This is a genomic window from Oceanibaculum pacificum (genome assembly GCF_001618175.1).
GTDB lineage: Bacteria > Pseudomonadota > Alphaproteobacteria > Oceanibaculales > Oceanibaculaceae > Oceanibaculum > Oceanibaculum pacificum.
This window is the reverse complement of the sequence record NZ_LPXN01000157.1, coordinates 1-15826: the sequence shown is the minus strand read 5'-3', so window position 1 is coordinate 15826 and position 15826 is coordinate 1. Positions and strand designations below refer to the sequence as shown.

The following is a 15826-nucleotide window of genomic DNA, read 5'->3' as shown; positions in this document are numbered from 1 at the left end:
TCGCCGCCCGACAGCGTGTCGACCTGCGCATCGCCCGGCGGGCAGCGCAGCGCGTCCATGGCGATCTCCACGGTGCGCTCGATCTCCCAGCCATTGGCGGCGTCGATCTTTTCCTGCAACTCGGCCTGCTCGGTCAGCAGGTCGTTCATCTCGTCATCTTCCATCGGCTCGGCGAACTTGGCCGAAACCTCGTTGAAGCGGTCGAGCAGCGCCTTGGTCGCGGCCAGCGCGTCCAGCACGTTCTCCATCACCGTTTTCGACGGATCGAGCTGCGGCTCCTGCGGCAGATAGCCGACGCGCGCGCCCTCGGCGGCCCAGGCCTCGCCGTTATACTCCTTGTCGATGCCGGCCATGATCTTCATCAGGGTCGACTTACCGGCACCGTTCGGGCCCAGCACGCCGATCTTGGCGCCCGGCAGGAAGGACAGCCACACATCCTTCACCACTTCCCGGCCGCCCGGATAGACCTTCGACAGGCCCTTCATCACATAGACATACTGATAGGAGGCCATGCCGCTCCTCGCTTCACATTCTCAAGGGAAAAGGATGGGCAGCCGCTACCGACCGCCGCGCGCGTGCTTTGTAGCCGATAGCGGGGGGTGGGTGCAATGCGGGGGTGTTTTCTTAATTGAGCGGATCGCCCAGCAACTGACGCATCAAGCCACGCGCCCTGAACGCAATCGTTAAGTTACGCGCTTTCGCCACGATCGCGGGCTGCTTCTTTTCGCTCGATGTCGGCGATCCGGCGGTCCATCTCCGCCTCGAATTCTTCCCAGGAGACCGACTCGCCGTGCTCGATCTGCTGCATGCCCTCCTCAATCTCGGCGATCAGGAGGTGGCGCAGCTTTTCGCGTTCCGCCTCGGTCGGCGGAGTGTCGAGCGGGGAGGGCTGGCTGAGGAAGCCCAGGGTGTAGCGGATGGCCATGAGGCTAATATAGGCGCTTCCACCGGCCGGCGGAAGCGGCTCACCGCCCCAGCGCGTCCTGCAGCATGTCCGGCAGCTCCCCCACGCGGCGCAGCACATCGCGCAGCAGGCGCTTGTGCGGGCGGGTCAGGCGGGTGAGGTCGACCTTGCTGCCCGGGGCCTTGCCTTCGGCGATGTCGGCGATCTGCTGGTTGAGGATGGCCCGGACCAGGATGCGCTGCGCGCCGGCGAAATCATGGGCGTCGGCATCGGCGATCAGGCCGGCGGCGGCGGCCTGATGCAGGCGCTCCGGCGTCGAGACGGCGTCGATCTGGCCGCGCAGGGACAGCAGCCGGGCGCTGCCGATCAGGGGCAACAGGCCGCCGATCTTCAGATCGGCGCGGCCATCCACGGTCTGGATATCGCCGAAGAAGCCGATGGGCGCGCGCATCTCGCGCAGATTGAGCGATAAATTGCGCAGGAAGCCCGGCGACTTCCCGGCCCGGCCGAGCGCATAGGCGCGCAGCAGCGCGGCAAGGTCGAGATCGCCATAGACCGGCTGGAAATCGAAGAAGATATCGACATTCAGCAAATTTTCGCCGAGCGGCCGGTTGATCCAGCCATCGACCACGCGCCGCCAGCCGGTCTCGTCATGCCGCCAATCGGCGTTCGAGGCCATGACGCCGCCTTTGCAATAGGGAATGCCAGCCTCGTTCAGGATATCGGCGATGCGCCGCCCGGCCTCGGCGTACCAGGGGTCGTCGGCCATCTTGCCGGCATGGATGATGCCATTGTCCTGGTCGGGGGCGAGCAGGCTTTCGCCACGCCCGGCCGATCCCATGACGATCACGCACCAGCTGGCCGGCGCGTCCGGCCAGCCGGCGTCGCGCATGCCCTGCTCAGCCAGATGGGCGGCGCGGCCGGTCATATCCTGCATCACGCCGGAGATCACGGCGGCGATGGCGGTGGGGGCGACATCCTCGGCCAGCAGCGCCTCGGCCAGGCGCGGCAGGCTGCGTGTCACCTCCGCCAGGTCGGCGGCGGATTTGGCGACCGCCACCCGGTCGCCCAGCGCCAGGGCGGCCCCGGCGCGCTGGCGCAGCAACTGGCGGGCCGAGAGAATGCCGACCGCCCTGCCCTCGCCATCGACCACGGCCAGATGGCGGATGCCCAGCCGGTCCATGCGTCCCAGCGCGACATAGACGAAGGCATCGTCAGAGACCGCGGCGACCGGGCTGCTCATCGCCTCCGACAGCGGCCGCTCCAGCGCCGCCGGCCCGTCCTGCGAGAGCTGCCGCAGCACGTCGCGCTCGGTGACGATGCCCAGCGGCGCCGACAGCACCTCCGGCGTCTCCGCGACGATGATGGAGCTCACGCCGCGCTCGACCATCAGCGCGGCAGCCTCGGCCAGGCTTTCCTCCGGCCGCAGCATCAGCACCGGGCTGGTCATGACGTCGGCCACGCGGTGGCGATAGGGGAAACTGTCCAGCCGTTCCAGCGCGCTGTGGTTCATGGCGCTTCCGCCTCATGCCAGCCGGCGCGGCGCTGCATCTCCAGCAGCGGCCGGGCGCGCGCGGCGAAGCGGCGGGCCTCGTCGAGCGTGGTCACGCCCTGGCGCTGCAGGCGCGGCAGCAGACTGGCGTAAATCTCCGCCGTCAGCAGGCAGTCGCCCAGCGCCGTGTGCCGCCCCTCCGGCACCAGGCCCAGCGACTGCGCGATGGCTTCCAGATTGCCGTCGGCCGCGCGCGGCTCCAGCGCGCTGTAGAGCAAGGCGGTGCACAGCGTCGCCGGTTCTTCCCAGGCGATGCCGCTGCGCTGCGCCTCGCGGCGCAGCAGGGCCATGTCGAAGGCGATGGAATGGCCGATCACCACCTTGCCGCGCATCGCCGCCAGCGCCTCTGGCAGGATATCGGCGATCGGCGGTGCGCCGGCCACCATCGCGTCGGTGATGCCGTGCACGACGCTGGCGCGCGCCGGAATGGGAATTTCCGGCCGCACCAGCCGGTCCAGCGTGACGTGGTGATAGATGCGCGCGCCATGCATCCGCACCGTGGCGAGGGAGACGACGCGGTCGCTGGCCACATCCAGGCCGGTGGTCTCGCAATCCAGCACCAGGGCGGACAGCGCGTCGAGCGGCGTGTCGCCGGTAACAGGCGCCTCCGGCGGCAGATCGTGCAAGGCAAGATCGTGATGGATGCCGGTCTCCTGGCCGCCCTCCGCCGCCTCGAAGGCCAGCAACAGCCCGCCGGGTTCGGTCAACGGCACGATGCGCGCGGCATGGGACTCGCCGCGCACCCCGCGCAGGACGGCGCGGTGCGGGCCGCTTCCATTGGCGCGGGCGGCGTGTGCGGCGGCGATCACATCCTCGCGCTCCAGCGCGGCGAAGATGCTGCCGGCCAGGTGCAGCCTGTCGGCCCCCAGCAACGCCGCCGCGCGGCTGTTGAACAGGCTGACCAGCCCGGTTTCGGTGACCACCAGGATTGCCGCGTCGATGGCCCCCAATATCGCCGCCAGCCGCCGGTCGGCGCCGCTGCGGCGATCCTGGAAGCGGATCAGCAAATCGTCCAGCACGGCGGCCAGGCGGTGCAGCTCGTCGCCGGAGCGGCCATCGCCGCCGGACCACCCCGCGCCCAGCCCGCGCTCGCGCGCGGCGGCGCTCAATACCGCGCCCTGCAACCGCTCCACCTGGTCGAAATGGCCGTCGATCAGGGTCAGCAGAATCCAGATGGCGGCAATGCCGAGCGCCAGCCCGGATAGCGACAGCAGCGCCAGGCCGTTCAGCCCGGCCGCCAGATCGACGGTGCCGAACAGGGGCGGCAGGGCGGCCAGCAGAAAGCCGCAGGTGGCGGCGACAAGGCCGGCGAACAGGTTCTTGCGCAGGCCGCCGCGCGACCGGGGCGGCGTTCGGTCCCCCGACCCGTCCCCCGCGCCGCCCCCCGGCCCGTTCGCCGTCATCGCTCAGCGGCTGGCGGCAACGGCCAGGAGGGGCTTGCCGGCGGATTTCGCGAGCAGGTCGGCGACAATGGCGTCGGGGACCAGCCGGCGCTGGGCATCCTCATGGAACCGGCAGAGGGCGAAGCGGATATTGTTGGTCACCAGTTCGCGGTCGAAGCGCGTCAAATTGCTGTGGATCGGTAGCACCTTGTAGATGCGGCCGCCGGATGTCTCGCCGATATCGTAGGGCGCGCGCGGCGCGGCCAACTGGACCAGGGCGATCCGCTCCTTGAAGGCGGCGATCTCGTCGTCCCAGCCCTGCGGGCGATGCGCCGGGCGCTCATGCTCCAGCAGGCACAGGGTGAATACATCGACCAGCCGGTCGGCCAGTTCCATCTCCCGGCCGCGCGCATGGGCGCGCAACTCGCCCTCCAGAATTACCGCGATGTCGGACATCACGTAGCAGAATGCCTCCCAGCGGCAGACTTCCATGGCGTGCTGGAACGGGGTTTCCTTGAAAAGCTTGTCCCAGTTAACGCCGGCGCGGGCGCGGGCATACTCGAACGTGCATTTCTGCGCGACGAAGGAGGCATGCTCTCCCATGAACTTCCGAAAGGCAGGCGCGCTGTCCACTTGGGGGAGTGGTCGCCAATAACGTGTAATTTTAGATAACAAGTGGATTTCCCCCCGCGCAAATATTGCTTTGATTAATGAAAGGCTATGATATTTTTATGATATCGCAAGAGAAGGATGCGCATCATCCTTATTCTGCGGCCCGAGGACATAAGCCGCCAGAAAAGGTGGGATTAGTCTGAAAGGGCTTTTCGGGTCATTAGCCGGCAAACAATAAAAAACAGGCCGGTCGCAACAATTGGAGGGAGACGTTCAAGCGATGTCTAGCCAGTCATCTGACACGCCTGCAAAGGCTGTGGAACATTGGAACCGGACCAAGTCGCTCATGTGGGTAACACTGGTGATCTGGTTCATTTTCAGCTTCGGTGTGCACTTCTTCGTAAACCAGCTGAACACCATCACTTTCATCGGCTTCCCGCTCGGCTTCTATATGGCCGCGCAAGGGTCGCTCATCGCCTTCGTCGTTCTGACATTCTGGTATTCCTCGAAGCAGAATCAGATCGATGAAGAGTGCGGCATGGCCGAAGATTGAGGGGGGACGGAACATGAAAGGCGATTTCGTCTCCAATCTCGGCCGAATCTACGGTCTCTACACCGGCGGTTTCGTAGGCTTCGTCATTCTGTTGGCGATCCTGGAACAGCTCGGCGTACCGAACCGGATCATCGGCTATCTCTTCGTCTTCTTCACCCTGGCGGTCTATGCCGGCATCGGCGTGCTGTCGCGCACCATGCAGGTGTCGGAGTATTACGTCGCTGGCCGCAAGGTGCCGCCCATCTATAACGGCATGGCGACCGCCGCCGACTGGATGAGCGCGGCCTCCTTCATCGCCATGGCCGGCGGCCTGTACGCCCAGGGCTATGACGGCCTTGCCTTCGTGCTGGGCTGGACCGGCGGCTACGTGCTGGTGGCGGTACTGATCGCGCCTTACCTGCGCAAGTTCGGCGCCTACACCGTGCCTGACTTCCTGGGCGCGCGTTTCGGCGGCAACTTCGCCCGGTCGATCGGCATCATCGTGCTGTTCTGCTGCTCCTTCACCTACATCGTCGGTCAGGTGGTGGGCGTCGGCACGATCGCCTCGCGCTTCCTCGGCATCTCGTTCGAGATTTCGGTGTTCGTGGGCCTGATCGGCATTCTGGTCTGCTCGATGCTGGGTGGCATGCGGGCGGTCACCTGGACGCAGGTCGCGCAGTATATCGTGCTGATCATCGCCTATCTGGTGCCGGTCGTTATCCTGTCGGCCCAGACCACCGGCATTCCGGTGCCGCAGCTGATGTATGGCGAGATCCTCCAGCGCATCACCGAGCTGGAGCAGACCAAGGCGGCGCTGGCGGGGGCCAAGGCTCACGTCATCCCGTACTCCACCTTCGACTCGCTGAACTTCTTCGCGCTGATCCTCTGCCTGATGGTCGGCACGGCCTCCCTGCCGCACGTGCTTATGCGCTTCTTCACCACGCCCAGCGTGCGTGACGCCCGCAAGTCGGTCGGCTGGAGCCTGCTGTTCATCTTCCTGCTGTATTTCACGGCGCCGTCCTACGCGGCCTTCGCGAAGTACGAAATCTACAACAACGTCATCGGCACCTCGATCGCCGAGCTGCCGAACTGGGTGCGCATCTACTCGGAAATCGGGCTGGTCACCATCGCTGACGCGAATAATGACGGCCTGCTGCAATTCACCGAGTTCAAGATCAATCCGGACGTGATCGTCATCGCAACGCCGGAAATCGCCGGCCTGCCTTACGTGATCGCCGGTCTGGTCGCCGCCGGTGGCCTCGCGGCCGCGCTGTCCACCGCGGACGGCCTGCTGCTCGCCATCGCCAACGCGCTCAGCCACGACATCTACTACCGAATGGTCGACCCGACCGCCTCCACGGCCAAGCGCCTGACGATCTCGCGCATTCTGCTGATCGTCGTCGCCTTGATGGCCGCGGTGGTGGCCTCGACCAGACCAGGCGGTATCCTGGCCCTTGTGGCCTGGGCATTCTCCCTTGCGGCGGCCGGCCTGTTCCCGGTCCTCGTGCTGGGCGTCTGGTGGAAGCGATGCACCAAGGAAGGCGCCATCGCCGGCATGATCGTCGGCTTCGGCTTCACCTTGTTCTACCTGGTCGCGACGAAGTACTTCGCGATGCCGACCTGGTTTGGGGTGTCCAACATCTCGGCCGGCCTGTTCGGTATCCCGACCGGCTTCCTGGCCACCTGGATCGTCAGCCTGATGACGCCTCCGCCATCCAAGGAGATGCAGGACTTCATCGACTCGATCCGCATTCCGCGCGGCCAGACGCTGATGGAAGAAAAAGCCGACTGACGCCTGGCGTCACGGTTGCGAGCCTGGGGCGGGGTCTTCGGATCCCGCCCTTTTCTTGCCGGCGCCATCGTGCGCCATGCTATGATTTCTGCCGAGAAACCCGCCAAGAATAACCGCCCGAAACCGGATCGCCCGCCATGCCCGTCGAAAATCCATTCTGGGATTACTGGTACTTCCATATTCCCAATTATCTCATCGCAGCCATCATCTATACGCTGCTGGGACGGATGCTGTTGGGCCTGTTCGTGCCGTCGGACTGGCATAATTACATCTGGCGCACTTTTTGCCGCCTCACTGACCCGATCCTGGACGTGACCGCCAAGATCACGCCCGACTTCGTCGCCCGTGGCCTGCTGCCGCTGGTGTCGATCTTCTGGCTGCTGTTGCTGCGGCTGATTTATTGGGGCGTTCTAGGCTATTACGGCCTAGCCCCGTCGCTTGGCCTGGAACCGGCGGGCTGAGCGCCCCGGCCCTGTTGCTGAAACTCTTGCTGAACCGCGTATCCAGCATAATCTAATGGAAGGCCTCAACCTTCCTCGATGGATTCCCTGCGGTGGACACTATTCAAGCCTGCGCTGAAATTTCCGTGCGCCGCGCGACCGCCTTCGCGCTTTTCGCCATCGGCACCACCATGATCGCGGTCAGTTTCGATGTGCCCCTGTCGCTGAAGACAGGGGCGGCCTTGCTGACGATCATGGCCGTTATCCTGGGGTATTTCTCCCTGGTGGCGCCCTCGACCGATTACCGCAAGACCGAAACCTGGATGCTGCTGGACAAGCAATACCCGCTGCCCGCCGACCGGCTGCAACGCATCATCGGCGAGACGCTGCGCGACATTTACCGGCGCTATGCCCGCTACAGCGTCGGCAGCGCGGTGCTGCTCTGGCTCATGAGCTTGGCGATCGGCGGGTTGCGCTAAAAAACCGCCCCTCCGGAGAGGGGCGGTTCCATCGATTCGGTCAGCGCCGGATCAGAGGGTGCGCTGCCAGCTATCGACCTGGCGCTCGGCCTCATCCTTGGCGATGCCGTAGCGCTCCTGAATCTTGCCGACCAACTGGTCGCGATTGCCTTCCATGACGTCGAGATCGTCATTGGTCAGCTTGCCCCACTGAACCTGGGCCTTGCCCTGCATCTGCTTCCACTTGCCGGCGACCTGATCCCAATTCATCGGTATTCTCCTTGTTAAGAACTCCTGCCTAACAAACTCTCGAACGCGGCCCATGTTCCCTTCCCCGCTTCCAGCGATGCAGCAGGGCGACACAGGGCCGCACCCGCGATTGCGCGCATGGCATATGCGGCCTGCCATGCCAGAATACGGGCTTCGCCATCGTTCCTTGGAAAACCGCCATGGCCATGCTCGACCGCAACGCCCCGCCCTACCTGTCCGCCGCCCTCTGGCGCGGCCTGAAGGGCCGTTGCCCCAGCTGCGGCGACGGCAAGCTGCTGCACAGCTATCTGAGCGTGACCCCGCATTGTCCGTCCTGCGGCGAGCCCTATGGCCATCTGCGCGCCGACGACATGCCGCCCTGGCTGACGGTGTTCGTTGTCGCCCATCTGGTGATCCCGCCGATGCTGTATCTGGAGCAGCTCTACCAGCCCAATGTCTGGGCCCAGGCCATCGGCTGGTCCGTCCTCAGCCTGGCGCTGACGCTGGCGCTGCTGCCCCGCGCCAAGGGCGCGGTGCTGGCCTTGATGTGGTCGCTGAAATCCGAAGGCACGGAACGCGGCTAGCAGCCCGTCCAATTCAGTTGACTAGGAAACTTCATTGATTTAGTTTCCTAGTCAATCATGACAGCCGTATCGCCCCCGCCCGTTTCCGATCTCAGCGCGCATCTGGGTTTCTGGCTGCGCGCCGTGTCCAACCATGTGTCCCAAGCCTTTGCCGGCAAGCTGGACGGCAAGGGCGTGACGGTCGCCGAGTGGGCGCTGCTGCGTACGCTCTACGGCAAGCCGCCGACCCCGCCCAGCCATCTCGCGGCCGAGATGGGGATGAGCCGGGGCGCCATCACCAAGCTGGCCGACAGGCTGATCGGCAAATCCCTGGTGCTGCGGCAGGCCAGCGCTCATGACGGACGGGCGCAGACGCTGGCGCTGAGCCCGCAAGGGGTGGGGCTGGTGCCGGAACTGGCCGCCCTGGCCGACCGAAACGACAGCGAATTCTTCGGCCAGCTTTCGGCGGAGGAACGCGCCACGCTCGAACGGCTGCTGAAGCGCATGGTCGAACAGAGCGCGATGCACCGCATGCCCCTCGCATAACCCGATACTTGAACGACTGAACGGTATATCCCATGGATGATCGCCAGATATCCGTCGCCCGGACCTGCCTCGACGGCGCCGAGAGCGACATGATGCATTTTGCGCAGATCGTCGGGGTATTGATGGAAGCGGGCTTCGAGAGCTACGCCATCGATTTCCGGCGCGCGGTCGCCCTCTACTACCTTCCCGATGGCGACAGCGCTGAACTGCCGACGCACCGGATCGCCACGCCCATCGCCGCGAGCCTGGATACCGCCCGCCTTCAGGCGGCGATCCGCGAGGCGCAACAGAGGGTGGCGGGATACAGCTACAAGGGATTCTGCGAGAAAGCGGCATCCGCCGGCTGCGCCGGCTATGTCGTCTCGTTCATCGGCCGGCGGGCGCTGTATATCGGCCGCACCGGCGAAACCCATATCGAACGCTTTCCGTGAGGGGAGTGGTGGGCCCGGCAGGATTCGAACCTGCGACAACACCGTTATGAGCGGTGGGTTCTAACCGCTGAACTACAGGCCCGTGGAGGCGCTCCCGGCGGCGTTTATCCCGCACGGCGGGGGGCGCGTCAACCGGCGCCGCTGGCGGGGATAAAAAGAACCCGCCCTGGCGCATGCCAGCGGCGGGTTCCTCGGTTCCGGCGACAGGGCGGTCTCAGGTGTCCAGGAAGCTGCGCAGCTTGCGGCTGCGGCTGGGATGTTTCAGCTTGCGCAGCGCCTTCGCCTCGATCTGGCGGATACGCTCGCGGGTCACCGAGAATTGCTGGCCGACCTCTTCCAGCGTGTGGTCGGTGTTCATGCCGATGCCGAAGCGCATGCGCAACACGCGCTCCTCACGGGCGGTCAGGCTGGAGAGCACGCGCGTCGTGGTCTCGCGCAAATTCGCCTGGATCGCCGCGTCGACCGGCAGGATGGCGTTCTTATCCTCGATGAAATCGCCCAGATGGCTGTCTTCCTCGTCGCCGATCGGGGTTTCGAGGGAGATCGGCTCCTTGGCGATCTTCAGCACCTTGCGCACCTTCTCCAGCGGCATGGCCAGCTTCTCGGCCAGCTCCTCCGGGGTCGGCTCGCGGCCGATCTCGTGCAGCATCTGGCGGCTGGTGCGCACCAGCTTGTTGATCGTCTCGATCATGTGCACCGGGATGCGGATGGTGCGCGCCTGATCGGCGATGGAGCGGGTTATCGCCTGCCGGATCCACCAGGTGGCGTAGGTCGAGAATTTGTAGCCGCGGCGATATTCGAACTTATCGACCGCCTTCATCAGGCCGATATTGCCCTCCTGGATCAAATCCAGGAATTGCAGGCCGCGGTTGGTGTATTTCTTGGCGATGGAGATGACGAGCCGCAGGTTGGCCTCGACCATTTCCTTCTTCGCCCGGCTGGCCTCGCGCTCACCCTTCTGCACGGTCTGCACGATGCGGCGGAACTCGCCGATCGGCAGGGCGGCCTCGGAGGAGATATCGGCGATCTGCTGACGCAGCGCCAGCACCTCGTCGCGCTGGTTGACGATGAACTTGTCCCAGGCCTTGGTGCGCCCGACCAGGGCTTCCAGCCAGTTCGGGTCCAACTCGTTGCCGATATAGGCGGTCAGGAAGTCGTGCCGCTTCACGCCCGCGCTTTCGGCGACGCGCAGCAGACGGCCCTCCAGCCCGGTCAGGCGGCGGTTCAGCTCGTAGAGCTGTTCCATCAGCGCTTCGATCCGGCCGTTATTCAGGCGGATCTTGTTCATCATCTCGACCAGCTGGGCGCGCTGCTGCTCGTACTTGGTCTCGGACTGCTTGGCCAGCGCCTCGCCCTTCTGCACCTTCAGCAGGCGGCGTTCCTGCAGCTTCTGCAGCTTGCCATAGGCGTCGGCGATCTGGTCCAGCTGCTCCAGCACCTTGGGCTTCAGCTCGGCCTCCATGGCCGAGAGCGACATGGTGTTCTCGTCGTCGTCGCCTTCTTCGCTTTCCTCGACCTCGACTTCCGGCTCTTCTTCCTTGGCGATGGCGGGGGCGGCCCCCTCCTCTTCCTCGCCTTCGGCCTCGTCCGGGTCGGCGCCATAGGTGGCGTCCAGATCGATGATGTCGCGCAACAGGATGCGCTCGTCGATCAGCGCGTTGCGCCAGGCCAGGATGGCGTCGAAGGTCAGCGGGCTCTCGCAGATGCCGCCGATCATCGCCTCGCGGCCGGCCTCAATGCGCTTGGCGATGGCGATCTCGCCCTCGCGCGACAGCAGCTCGACCGAGCCCATCTCGCGCAGATACATGCGCACCGGGTCGTCGGTCCGGCCGATATCGTCATCGTCTATATTGCCGCCCTTGACGACATCCTCGTCTTCGTCGTCGCCGCTGGCGCGCTCCTCGCGCTCCTCCTTGTCGTCGTCGTCGATGACGTTCACGCCCATCTCGGAGAGCTGGGTCATGATGTCCTCGATCTGCTCGGAGGACATCTGGTCGGAGGGCAGCGCGGAATTCAGCTCATCATAGGTGATGTAGCCGCGCTCCTTGCCCTTCTGGATCAGACGCTTCACGGCGGCGCCGACATTGTCGATCAGCGGCGCGTCGTTCTGATCGTCGCGGGCTTCGTCTTTCTCTTCGGTCGCTGCCGATTTGGTCGCCATTCGTCACTGCCCTCTCAATACAAAAAATCGCCGGTCGGACGCCCCCCAGCGTCCTTTCCAACGTAATCCCGCTAAGACTGACTGTTCGTGCCGGTAGAACCGGACCCACCCTGGGGCCCGCCCGCGCTGGAAACCATCGACTCGTTCGTCGCCGGGCCGTTTACCAGATCCTGCAAGGCCTGCCGCAGAGATACCATTCGCGCCCAGTTTTCCTCGGTCATCGCATTTGTCAGGGCGTCCTGCGCTTCCGCCAACTGAGCTTCCAATTCCCCTTGGGTCGACAATCGCATCAGAAAATCGTCCAGCGACTGGCGTGTCCGGTCGTCAGGCACGATGACGCGGACGAAGGGGGCGGCATCCTCGACGTCCGGCGCGCGCAGACGTTGCAAGACAGTCGAAAAACCCTGGGCAGAAAAGTGGCTATCAACTGCCTCTACGTCAAGGTCGGAAAGCGCGGCAGGGATACCCAGCAATATCCGGCGCAGCCGGTCGAGTTCCGGATCGGCCAGTTCGACCTGGGCCGCCACCTCGGCATATTCCTCGATCAGAGCCGGGTGGTTAACCAAGGCGGCCAGCAGAATCTGCTGGTTACGCCGCAGCCGCAAACCCGACGCATAGGCCCCCATGCCCCGGGCCTCGATCATGTCGGCCAGTTTTTCCGAGGATGTCGGCGGACGGTCCTGATAGCCGTTGCGCCGGAACCGCCCGCGACTGCGCTCCGCCCAGCGCCGCTGGCCCTGTCCCTGCCCCTGGGTGTACCCCTGCGTCTGTCCCTGGGGGGGACTGGCGGGCGGGCGCGCGGCGATGGCCACGCCGCCCATATAGGCATCCTCCATCCGGCGCAACAGGTTGGACCGGTACAGGCCCTGAATGGTGCGGTCCTCGATTCGCGATGCCGCGGCCTCCAGGCTCTGGCGCAGCAGGGCGAGCTGTTCCGGCGTCTCGCTGTTCAGCTTCGCCTTCTCCACCTCCCACAGCGCCTCGACCAGTGGCTTGGCCTGGTCGAGCAGCCGGCGCATCGCCGCCGGGCCCTGGGTGCGGATCAGGCTGTCCGGGTCTTCCTTGGCCGGCAGGGTGACGAAGCGCAGGGAAAAGCCGGGCTTCAGCAGCGGCAGGGCGCGCTCGGCCGCGCGGGCCGCGGCGCGCTGGCCGGCGGAATCGCCGTCGAAACACAGCAACGGCTCGGGTGCGAGCTTCCAGAGCTGCAAGATCTGCTCTTCGGTCAGCGCCGTGCCCAGCGGGGCCACGGCATTGCCGAAGCCGCCCATGGCCAGGCCGATCACATCCATATAGCCCTCGGTCACCAGCACGGCGCCGGCCTTGGCGGCCGCCTCGCGCGCCTGTGCCAGGCCATAGAGCACCCGGCCCTTGTGGAACAGCGGCGTATCGGGCGAATTCAGGTATTTCGGCTGGGCGTCGCCCATGACGCGGCCGCCAAAGCCGATGACCCGGCCGCGCCGGTCGGTAATCGGGAACATGACGCGATGGCGGAAATAATCGATCGGCCCGCGCCCCGCCCCACCTTGGCCGTCAGGGCCTTCTTCGGCGGGCTTGTGCAGCCCGGCCTCGATGATCAGCGGCTCCTCGAAGCCCTCGGCGACCAGATGCGCCTTCAGGGCCGTGCGTTCGTTCGGCGCATAGCCCAGCCGGAAGCGCTTCAGCGTCGCCTCGTCCAGGCCACGGCCTTGCAGATAGGCCATCGCCTCCTTGCCGACGGGCAGGCGCAGATTGCGCTCGTACCAGCGGCAGGCGGCCTCCACCACCTCCTCCAGCGTGCGCCGCTTCTGCTGGCGCTCGCGATCCTCCGGCTTTTCGCGCGGCACCTGCATGCCGGCCATCTGCGCCAGCTTCTCGATGCTCTCGGGAAAGCTCAGCGCCTCGGTGTTCATCACGAAGGTGATGACGTCGCCATGCGCGCCGCAGCCGAAGCAATGGTAGAAGCCCTTATCGTCATTGACTGTGAAGGAGGGTGTCTTTTCGTTGTGGAACGGGCACAGCCCCTGGAATTCCCGCCCCTTGCGCGCAAGGCGAACCCGCCGTCCGACAATCTCGGACACCGGCACCCGGTCGCGCAATTCGTTCAGAAATTCCGGCGGTAAGGACATTGAACCCCAATGTTCCGTGCTCGATGTCGACGCCGTGCCAAGACGAGGACGCTATCATACGCGGTTTCGTCTGGCGGGCGAGTCCGAGATATGGGGAGGCGCGCCCCATCTTCCCATGCCACGGCCGGCCCTGCCCCGGTATGGGCAAGCCCGGCTGCGGCGATACAGGAAATAAGGGGGCTTAGGCGACCAGCCGGCCGCGCAGCAGGCCGCTGGCCTTGCCGAAATCCATCTGGCCGGGATAGTGCTGCTTCAGGAAGGCCATGACCTTGCCCATGTCCTTCACGCCGCTGGGCTGCACGTCGCTGATGGCGCGCTCCACGGCCGACGCGATCTCCGTCTCGTCGAGCTGCTTGGGCAGGAAGCGCTCGATGATGGTGATTTCGCCGCGCTCCTGCTCGGCCAGCTCGCAGCGGCCGCCGCGCTCGTACATATCGATCGATTCGTGGCGCTGCTTGATCATGCTTTGCAGCATCAGCTGGATCTCGGTTTCCGAGATGCCGTCATTATTGCCCTTGCCGCGCGCGCAAATGTCGCGGTCCTTCAAGGCGGCCAGAATCAGCCGAAGGGTGGACACGGCGCGCTCGTCGCGTGCCTTCATCGCCTCTTTCAGCGATTCGTTAAGCCGTTGGCGAAGCATGTAGTTCCTCGCAAAGCATGGGCGAAGTTAAGGGACGGTAATCCAAAATTAGATTCCGCGCAATTCGATAAAAATTGCCAAGTGACTGTTTTCGCTAGGAAAATTTTATTTCACAACACTTGACGTCGGTACGGGATTTGCTTATCACTCCGGCAATTTGCCCGCCGCTGCATCTCTGCGCCCGCCAACCGGCGGCGTGCGGGCGCTCGATATAGGATAGGCCGGATGCCAAATCAATACGGTTTCACCGCCCCGACCCCGCCAGAGGGGACGACGGCGGCGCTGGTGCTCGCCGACGGTACGGTGTTCTGGGGCCATGGCCTCGGGGCGGCGACCACGAAGGTGGGCGAAGTCTGCTTCAACACCTCCCTGACCGGATATCAGGAGATCATGACCGATCCCTCCTATGCCGGCCAGATCATCACCTTCACCTTCCCGCATATCGGTAATGTGGGGGCGAACGACGCCGATATCGAGACCGTGACCCCGCCGGCCCGCGGGCTGGTGCTGCGCGCCTCGGTCACCGAGCCATCGAATTACCGCGCCACGCGTCACCTGGACGATTGGCTGAAAAGCCACGATCTGCCGGGCATCAGCGGCGTCGATACCCGCAAGCTGACCCGCCGCATCCGCGATGCCGGCGCGCCCAACGGCGCGTTGCGCCACGCGCCGGACGGCAAGCTGAACATCGAGGAACTGCACGCCCTGGCCGTCGAATGGCCGGGCCTGGAAGGCATGGATCTGGCCAAGGACGTATCCTGCCGGCAGACCTATAAGTGGGATGAGAGCCTGTGGGCCTTCGCCGAGGGCGACATTCCGGAGGGCTATGGCCGCCAGACCGCGCCGCGCAAGAAGGTGGTCGCGGTGGATTTCGGGGCCAAGCGCAACATCCTGCGCTGCCTGGCCAATGCCGGCTGCGAGGTGACCGTGGTGCCGGCGACGGCGACCGCCGAGGACATCCTGCGCCATCAGCCGGACGGCGTGTTCCTGGCCAATGGCCCGGGCGACCCGGCGGCGACCGGCGACTATGCCGTGCCGGTGCTGAAAGAGCTGATCGACAAGGACATGCCGGTGTTCGGCATCTGCCTCGGCCACCAGATGCTGGCCCTGGCGCTGGGCGGCAAGACCGGCAAGATGGAGCGCGGCCATCGCGGCGCCAACCACCCGGTGAAGGATCTGGAAACCGGCAAGGTCGAGATCACCAGCCAGAATCACGGCTTCGTGGTCGATGGCGACAGCCTGCCGGACACTGTGGAAGTCACCCACATCTCGCTGTTCGACGGCTCCGTCGAGGGGCTGAAGCTGAAGGGCAAGCCGGTCTTCTCCGTGCAATACCACCCGGAAGCCAGCCCCGGCCCGCATGACAGCCACTACCTCTTCGACCGCTTCGTAGATTTGATGGGCCGGAAGTGACGAGCATGCGGCTACCCCCCTCCCCACCCTCCCCCGCAAGGGGGGA

General features: G+C 65.2%; 17 protein-coding genes and 1 tRNA gene. 8 read left to right on the top strand and 10 right to left on the bottom strand.

Annotation, left to right across the window (positions count from 1 at the left end; translation table 11 throughout):
- From AUP43_RS16605 to AUP43_RS16585, 5 genes are all read right to left on the bottom strand, one after another.
- On the bottom strand, positions 1 to 512 hold a 512-nt coding region (locus tag AUP43_RS16605), incomplete at its 3' end, for an ATP-binding cassette domain-containing protein (RefSeq protein WP_157089402.1).
- A gap of 176 nt (positions 513 to 688) precedes the next feature.
- Positions 689 to 925 carry a hypothetical protein gene (locus tag AUP43_RS16600; protein WP_067559726.1) on the bottom strand — a complete coding sequence of 79 codons (237 nt, stop codon included), beginning with the start codon at positions 923 to 925 and terminating at the stop codon, positions 689 to 691.
- 40 nt (positions 926 to 965) lie between these two features.
- Positions 966 to 2417, bottom strand: coding sequence for a DUF294 nucleotidyltransferase-like domain-containing protein (locus AUP43_RS16595; RefSeq protein ID WP_067559723.1), 1452 nt, complete (start codon positions 2415 to 2417; stop codon positions 966 to 968).
- The gene (locus AUP43_RS16590) at positions 2414 to 3859 is read right to left on the bottom strand and encodes a 3'-5' exonuclease (RefSeq protein WP_067559721.1); all 1446 of its coding nucleotides are present in this window, start codon (positions 3857 to 3859) and stop codon (positions 2414 to 2416) included. Before AUP43_RS16590 ends, AUP43_RS16595 begins: the two co-directional genes overlap by 4 nt.
- A gap of 3 nt (positions 3860 to 3862) precedes the next feature.
- Positions 3863 to 4441, bottom strand: coding sequence for a hypothetical protein (locus tag AUP43_RS16585; protein WP_067559719.1), 579 nt, complete (start codon positions 4439 to 4441; stop codon positions 3863 to 3865).
- Positions 4442 to 4730: 289 nt separating this feature from the next.
- Here AUP43_RS16585 and AUP43_RS16580 point away from each other — a divergent pair, with 289 nt between their 5' ends.
- From AUP43_RS16580 to AUP43_RS16565, 4 genes are all read left to right on the top strand, one after another.
- Positions 4731 to 5003, top strand: a complete 273-nt coding sequence (locus AUP43_RS16580) for a DUF4212 domain-containing protein (protein WP_067559717.1) — start codon at positions 4731 to 4733, stop codon at positions 5001 to 5003.
- A 13-nt stretch (positions 5004 to 5016) separates the two neighbouring features.
- Positions 5017 to 6774 carry a sodium:solute symporter family protein gene (locus AUP43_RS16575; RefSeq protein ID WP_067559715.1) on the top strand — a complete coding sequence of 586 codons (1758 nt, stop codon included), beginning with the start codon at positions 5017 to 5019 and terminating at the stop codon, positions 6772 to 6774.
- Between the two features lie 137 nt (positions 6775 to 6911).
- Entirely contained in the window at positions 6912 to 7235 is a 324-nt protein-coding gene (locus AUP43_RS16570) for a YggT family protein (RefSeq protein WP_067559713.1), read from the top strand.
- Positions 7236 to 7360: 125 nt separating this feature from the next.
- Positions 7361 to 7693, top strand: a complete 333-nt coding sequence (locus tag AUP43_RS16565; protein ID WP_067559710.1) for a hypothetical protein — start codon at positions 7361 to 7363, stop codon at positions 7691 to 7693.
- Between the two features lie 51 nt (positions 7694 to 7744).
- Here the strand turns inward: AUP43_RS16565 and AUP43_RS16560 are convergent, their stop codons facing one another.
- Positions 7745 to 7942, bottom strand: a complete 198-nt coding sequence (locus tag AUP43_RS16560) for a CsbD family protein (RefSeq protein WP_067559708.1) — start codon at positions 7940 to 7942, stop codon at positions 7745 to 7747.
- Positions 7943 to 8121: 179 nt separating this feature from the next.
- On the opposite strand from AUP43_RS16560, the gene AUP43_RS16555 reads away from it, so the two are divergent.
- From AUP43_RS16555 to AUP43_RS16545, 3 genes are read left to right on the top strand one after another with little or no spacing between them, the layout of a single operon-like run.
- Positions 8122 to 8505 (top strand): DUF983 domain-containing protein, encoded by a 384-nt coding sequence (locus AUP43_RS16555; RefSeq protein WP_084462878.1) that lies wholly within the window; start codon positions 8122 to 8124, stop codon positions 8503 to 8505.
- Positions 8506 to 8562: 57 nt separating this feature from the next.
- Positions 8563 to 9030 (top strand): MarR family winged helix-turn-helix transcriptional regulator, encoded by a 468-nt coding sequence (locus AUP43_RS16550; RefSeq protein WP_067559706.1) that lies wholly within the window; start codon positions 8563 to 8565, stop codon positions 9028 to 9030.
- Positions 9031 to 9062: 32 nt separating this feature from the next.
- Positions 9063 to 9461, top strand: coding sequence for a DUF1398 domain-containing protein (locus AUP43_RS16545; protein ID WP_067559704.1), 399 nt, complete (start codon positions 9063 to 9065; stop codon positions 9459 to 9461).
- Positions 9462 to 9467: 6 nt separating this feature from the next.
- On the opposite strand, the gene AUP43_RS16540 is transcribed toward AUP43_RS16545, so the two are convergent.
- The 4 genes from AUP43_RS16540 to AUP43_RS16525 all read right to left on the bottom strand — a co-directional run bounded on the left by AUP43_RS16540 (position 9468) and on the right by AUP43_RS16525 (position 14367).
- Positions 9468 to 9543 (bottom strand) — tRNA-Ile (locus AUP43_RS16540).
- A 132-nt stretch (positions 9544 to 9675) separates the two neighbouring features.
- Complete coding sequence (gene rpoD / locus AUP43_RS16535) at positions 9676 to 11622, bottom strand: RNA polymerase sigma factor RpoD (RefSeq protein ID WP_067559702.1); 1947 nt, start codon at positions 11620 to 11622, stop codon at positions 9676 to 9678.
- A gap of 71 nt (positions 11623 to 11693) precedes the next feature.
- Complete coding sequence (dnaG, locus tag AUP43_RS16530; protein ID WP_067559700.1) at positions 11694 to 13727, bottom strand: DNA primase; 2034 nt, start codon at positions 13725 to 13727, stop codon at positions 11694 to 11696.
- Between the two features lie 181 nt (positions 13728 to 13908).
- Positions 13909 to 14367, bottom strand: a complete 459-nt coding sequence (locus AUP43_RS16525) for a GatB/YqeY domain-containing protein (protein ID WP_067559698.1) — start codon at positions 14365 to 14367, stop codon at positions 13909 to 13911.
- A 225-nt stretch (positions 14368 to 14592) separates the two neighbouring features.
- On the opposite strand from AUP43_RS16525, the gene carA reads away from it, so the two are divergent.
- On the top strand, positions 14593 to 15780 hold the full coding sequence (gene carA, locus AUP43_RS16520; protein WP_067559695.1) for a glutamine-hydrolyzing carbamoyl-phosphate synthase small subunit: 1188 nt from the start codon (positions 14593 to 14595) through the stop codon (positions 15778 to 15780).
- Positions 15781 to 15826: the final 46 nt, after the last annotated feature.

What these genes read in the sequence shown, in the direction of transcription:
- dnaG (WP_067559700.1), bottom strand. Translation starts at nt 13,727, where the DNA reads ATGTCCTTACCGCCGGAATTTCTGAACGAATTGCGCGACCGGGTGCCG.
- AUP43_RS16545 (WP_067559704.1), top strand. Translation starts at nt 9,063, where the DNA reads ATGGATGATCGCCAGATATCCGTCGCCCGGACCTGCCTCGACGGCGCC.
- AUP43_RS16560 (WP_067559708.1), bottom strand. Translation starts at nt 7,942, where the DNA reads ATGAATTGGGATCAGGTCGCCGGCAAGTGGAAGCAGATGCAGGGCAAG.
- AUP43_RS16550 (WP_067559706.1), top strand. Translation starts at nt 8,563, where the DNA reads ATGACAGCCGTATCGCCCCCGCCCGTTTCCGATCTCAGCGCGCATCTG.
- AUP43_RS16580 (WP_067559717.1), top strand. Translation starts at nt 4,731, where the DNA reads ATGTCTAGCCAGTCATCTGACACGCCTGCAAAGGCTGTGGAACATTGG.
- carA (WP_067559695.1), top strand. Translation starts at nt 14,593, where the DNA reads ATGCCAAATCAATACGGTTTCACCGCCCCGACCCCGCCAGAGGGGACG.
- AUP43_RS16525 (WP_067559698.1), bottom strand. Translation starts at nt 14,367, where the DNA reads ATGCTTCGCCAACGGCTTAACGAATCGCTGAAAGAGGCGATGAAGGCA.
- AUP43_RS16585 (WP_067559719.1), bottom strand. Translation starts at nt 4,441, where the DNA reads ATGGGAGAGCATGCCTCCTTCGTCGCGCAGAAATGCACGTTCGAGTAT.
- AUP43_RS16570 (WP_067559713.1), top strand. Translation starts at nt 6,912, where the DNA reads ATGCCCGTCGAAAATCCATTCTGGGATTACTGGTACTTCCATATTCCC.
- rpoD (WP_067559702.1), bottom strand. Translation starts at nt 11,622, where the DNA reads ATGGCGACCAAATCGGCAGCGACCGAAGAGAAAGACGAAGCCCGCGAC.
- AUP43_RS16595 (WP_067559723.1), bottom strand. Translation starts at nt 2,417, where the DNA reads ATGAACCACAGCGCGCTGGAACGGCTGGACAGTTTCCCCTATCGCCAC.
- AUP43_RS16555 (WP_084462878.1), top strand. Translation starts at nt 8,122, where the DNA reads ATGGCCATGCTCGACCGCAACGCCCCGCCCTACCTGTCCGCCGCCCTC.
- AUP43_RS16590 (WP_067559721.1), bottom strand. Translation starts at nt 3,859, where the DNA reads ATGACGGCGAACGGGCCGGGGGGCGGCGCGGGGGACGGGTCGGGGGAC.
- AUP43_RS16575 (WP_067559715.1), top strand. Translation starts at nt 5,017, where the DNA reads ATGAAAGGCGATTTCGTCTCCAATCTCGGCCGAATCTACGGTCTCTAC.
- AUP43_RS16600 (WP_067559726.1), bottom strand. Translation starts at nt 925, where the DNA reads ATGGCCATCCGCTACACCCTGGGCTTCCTCAGCCAGCCCTCCCCGCTC.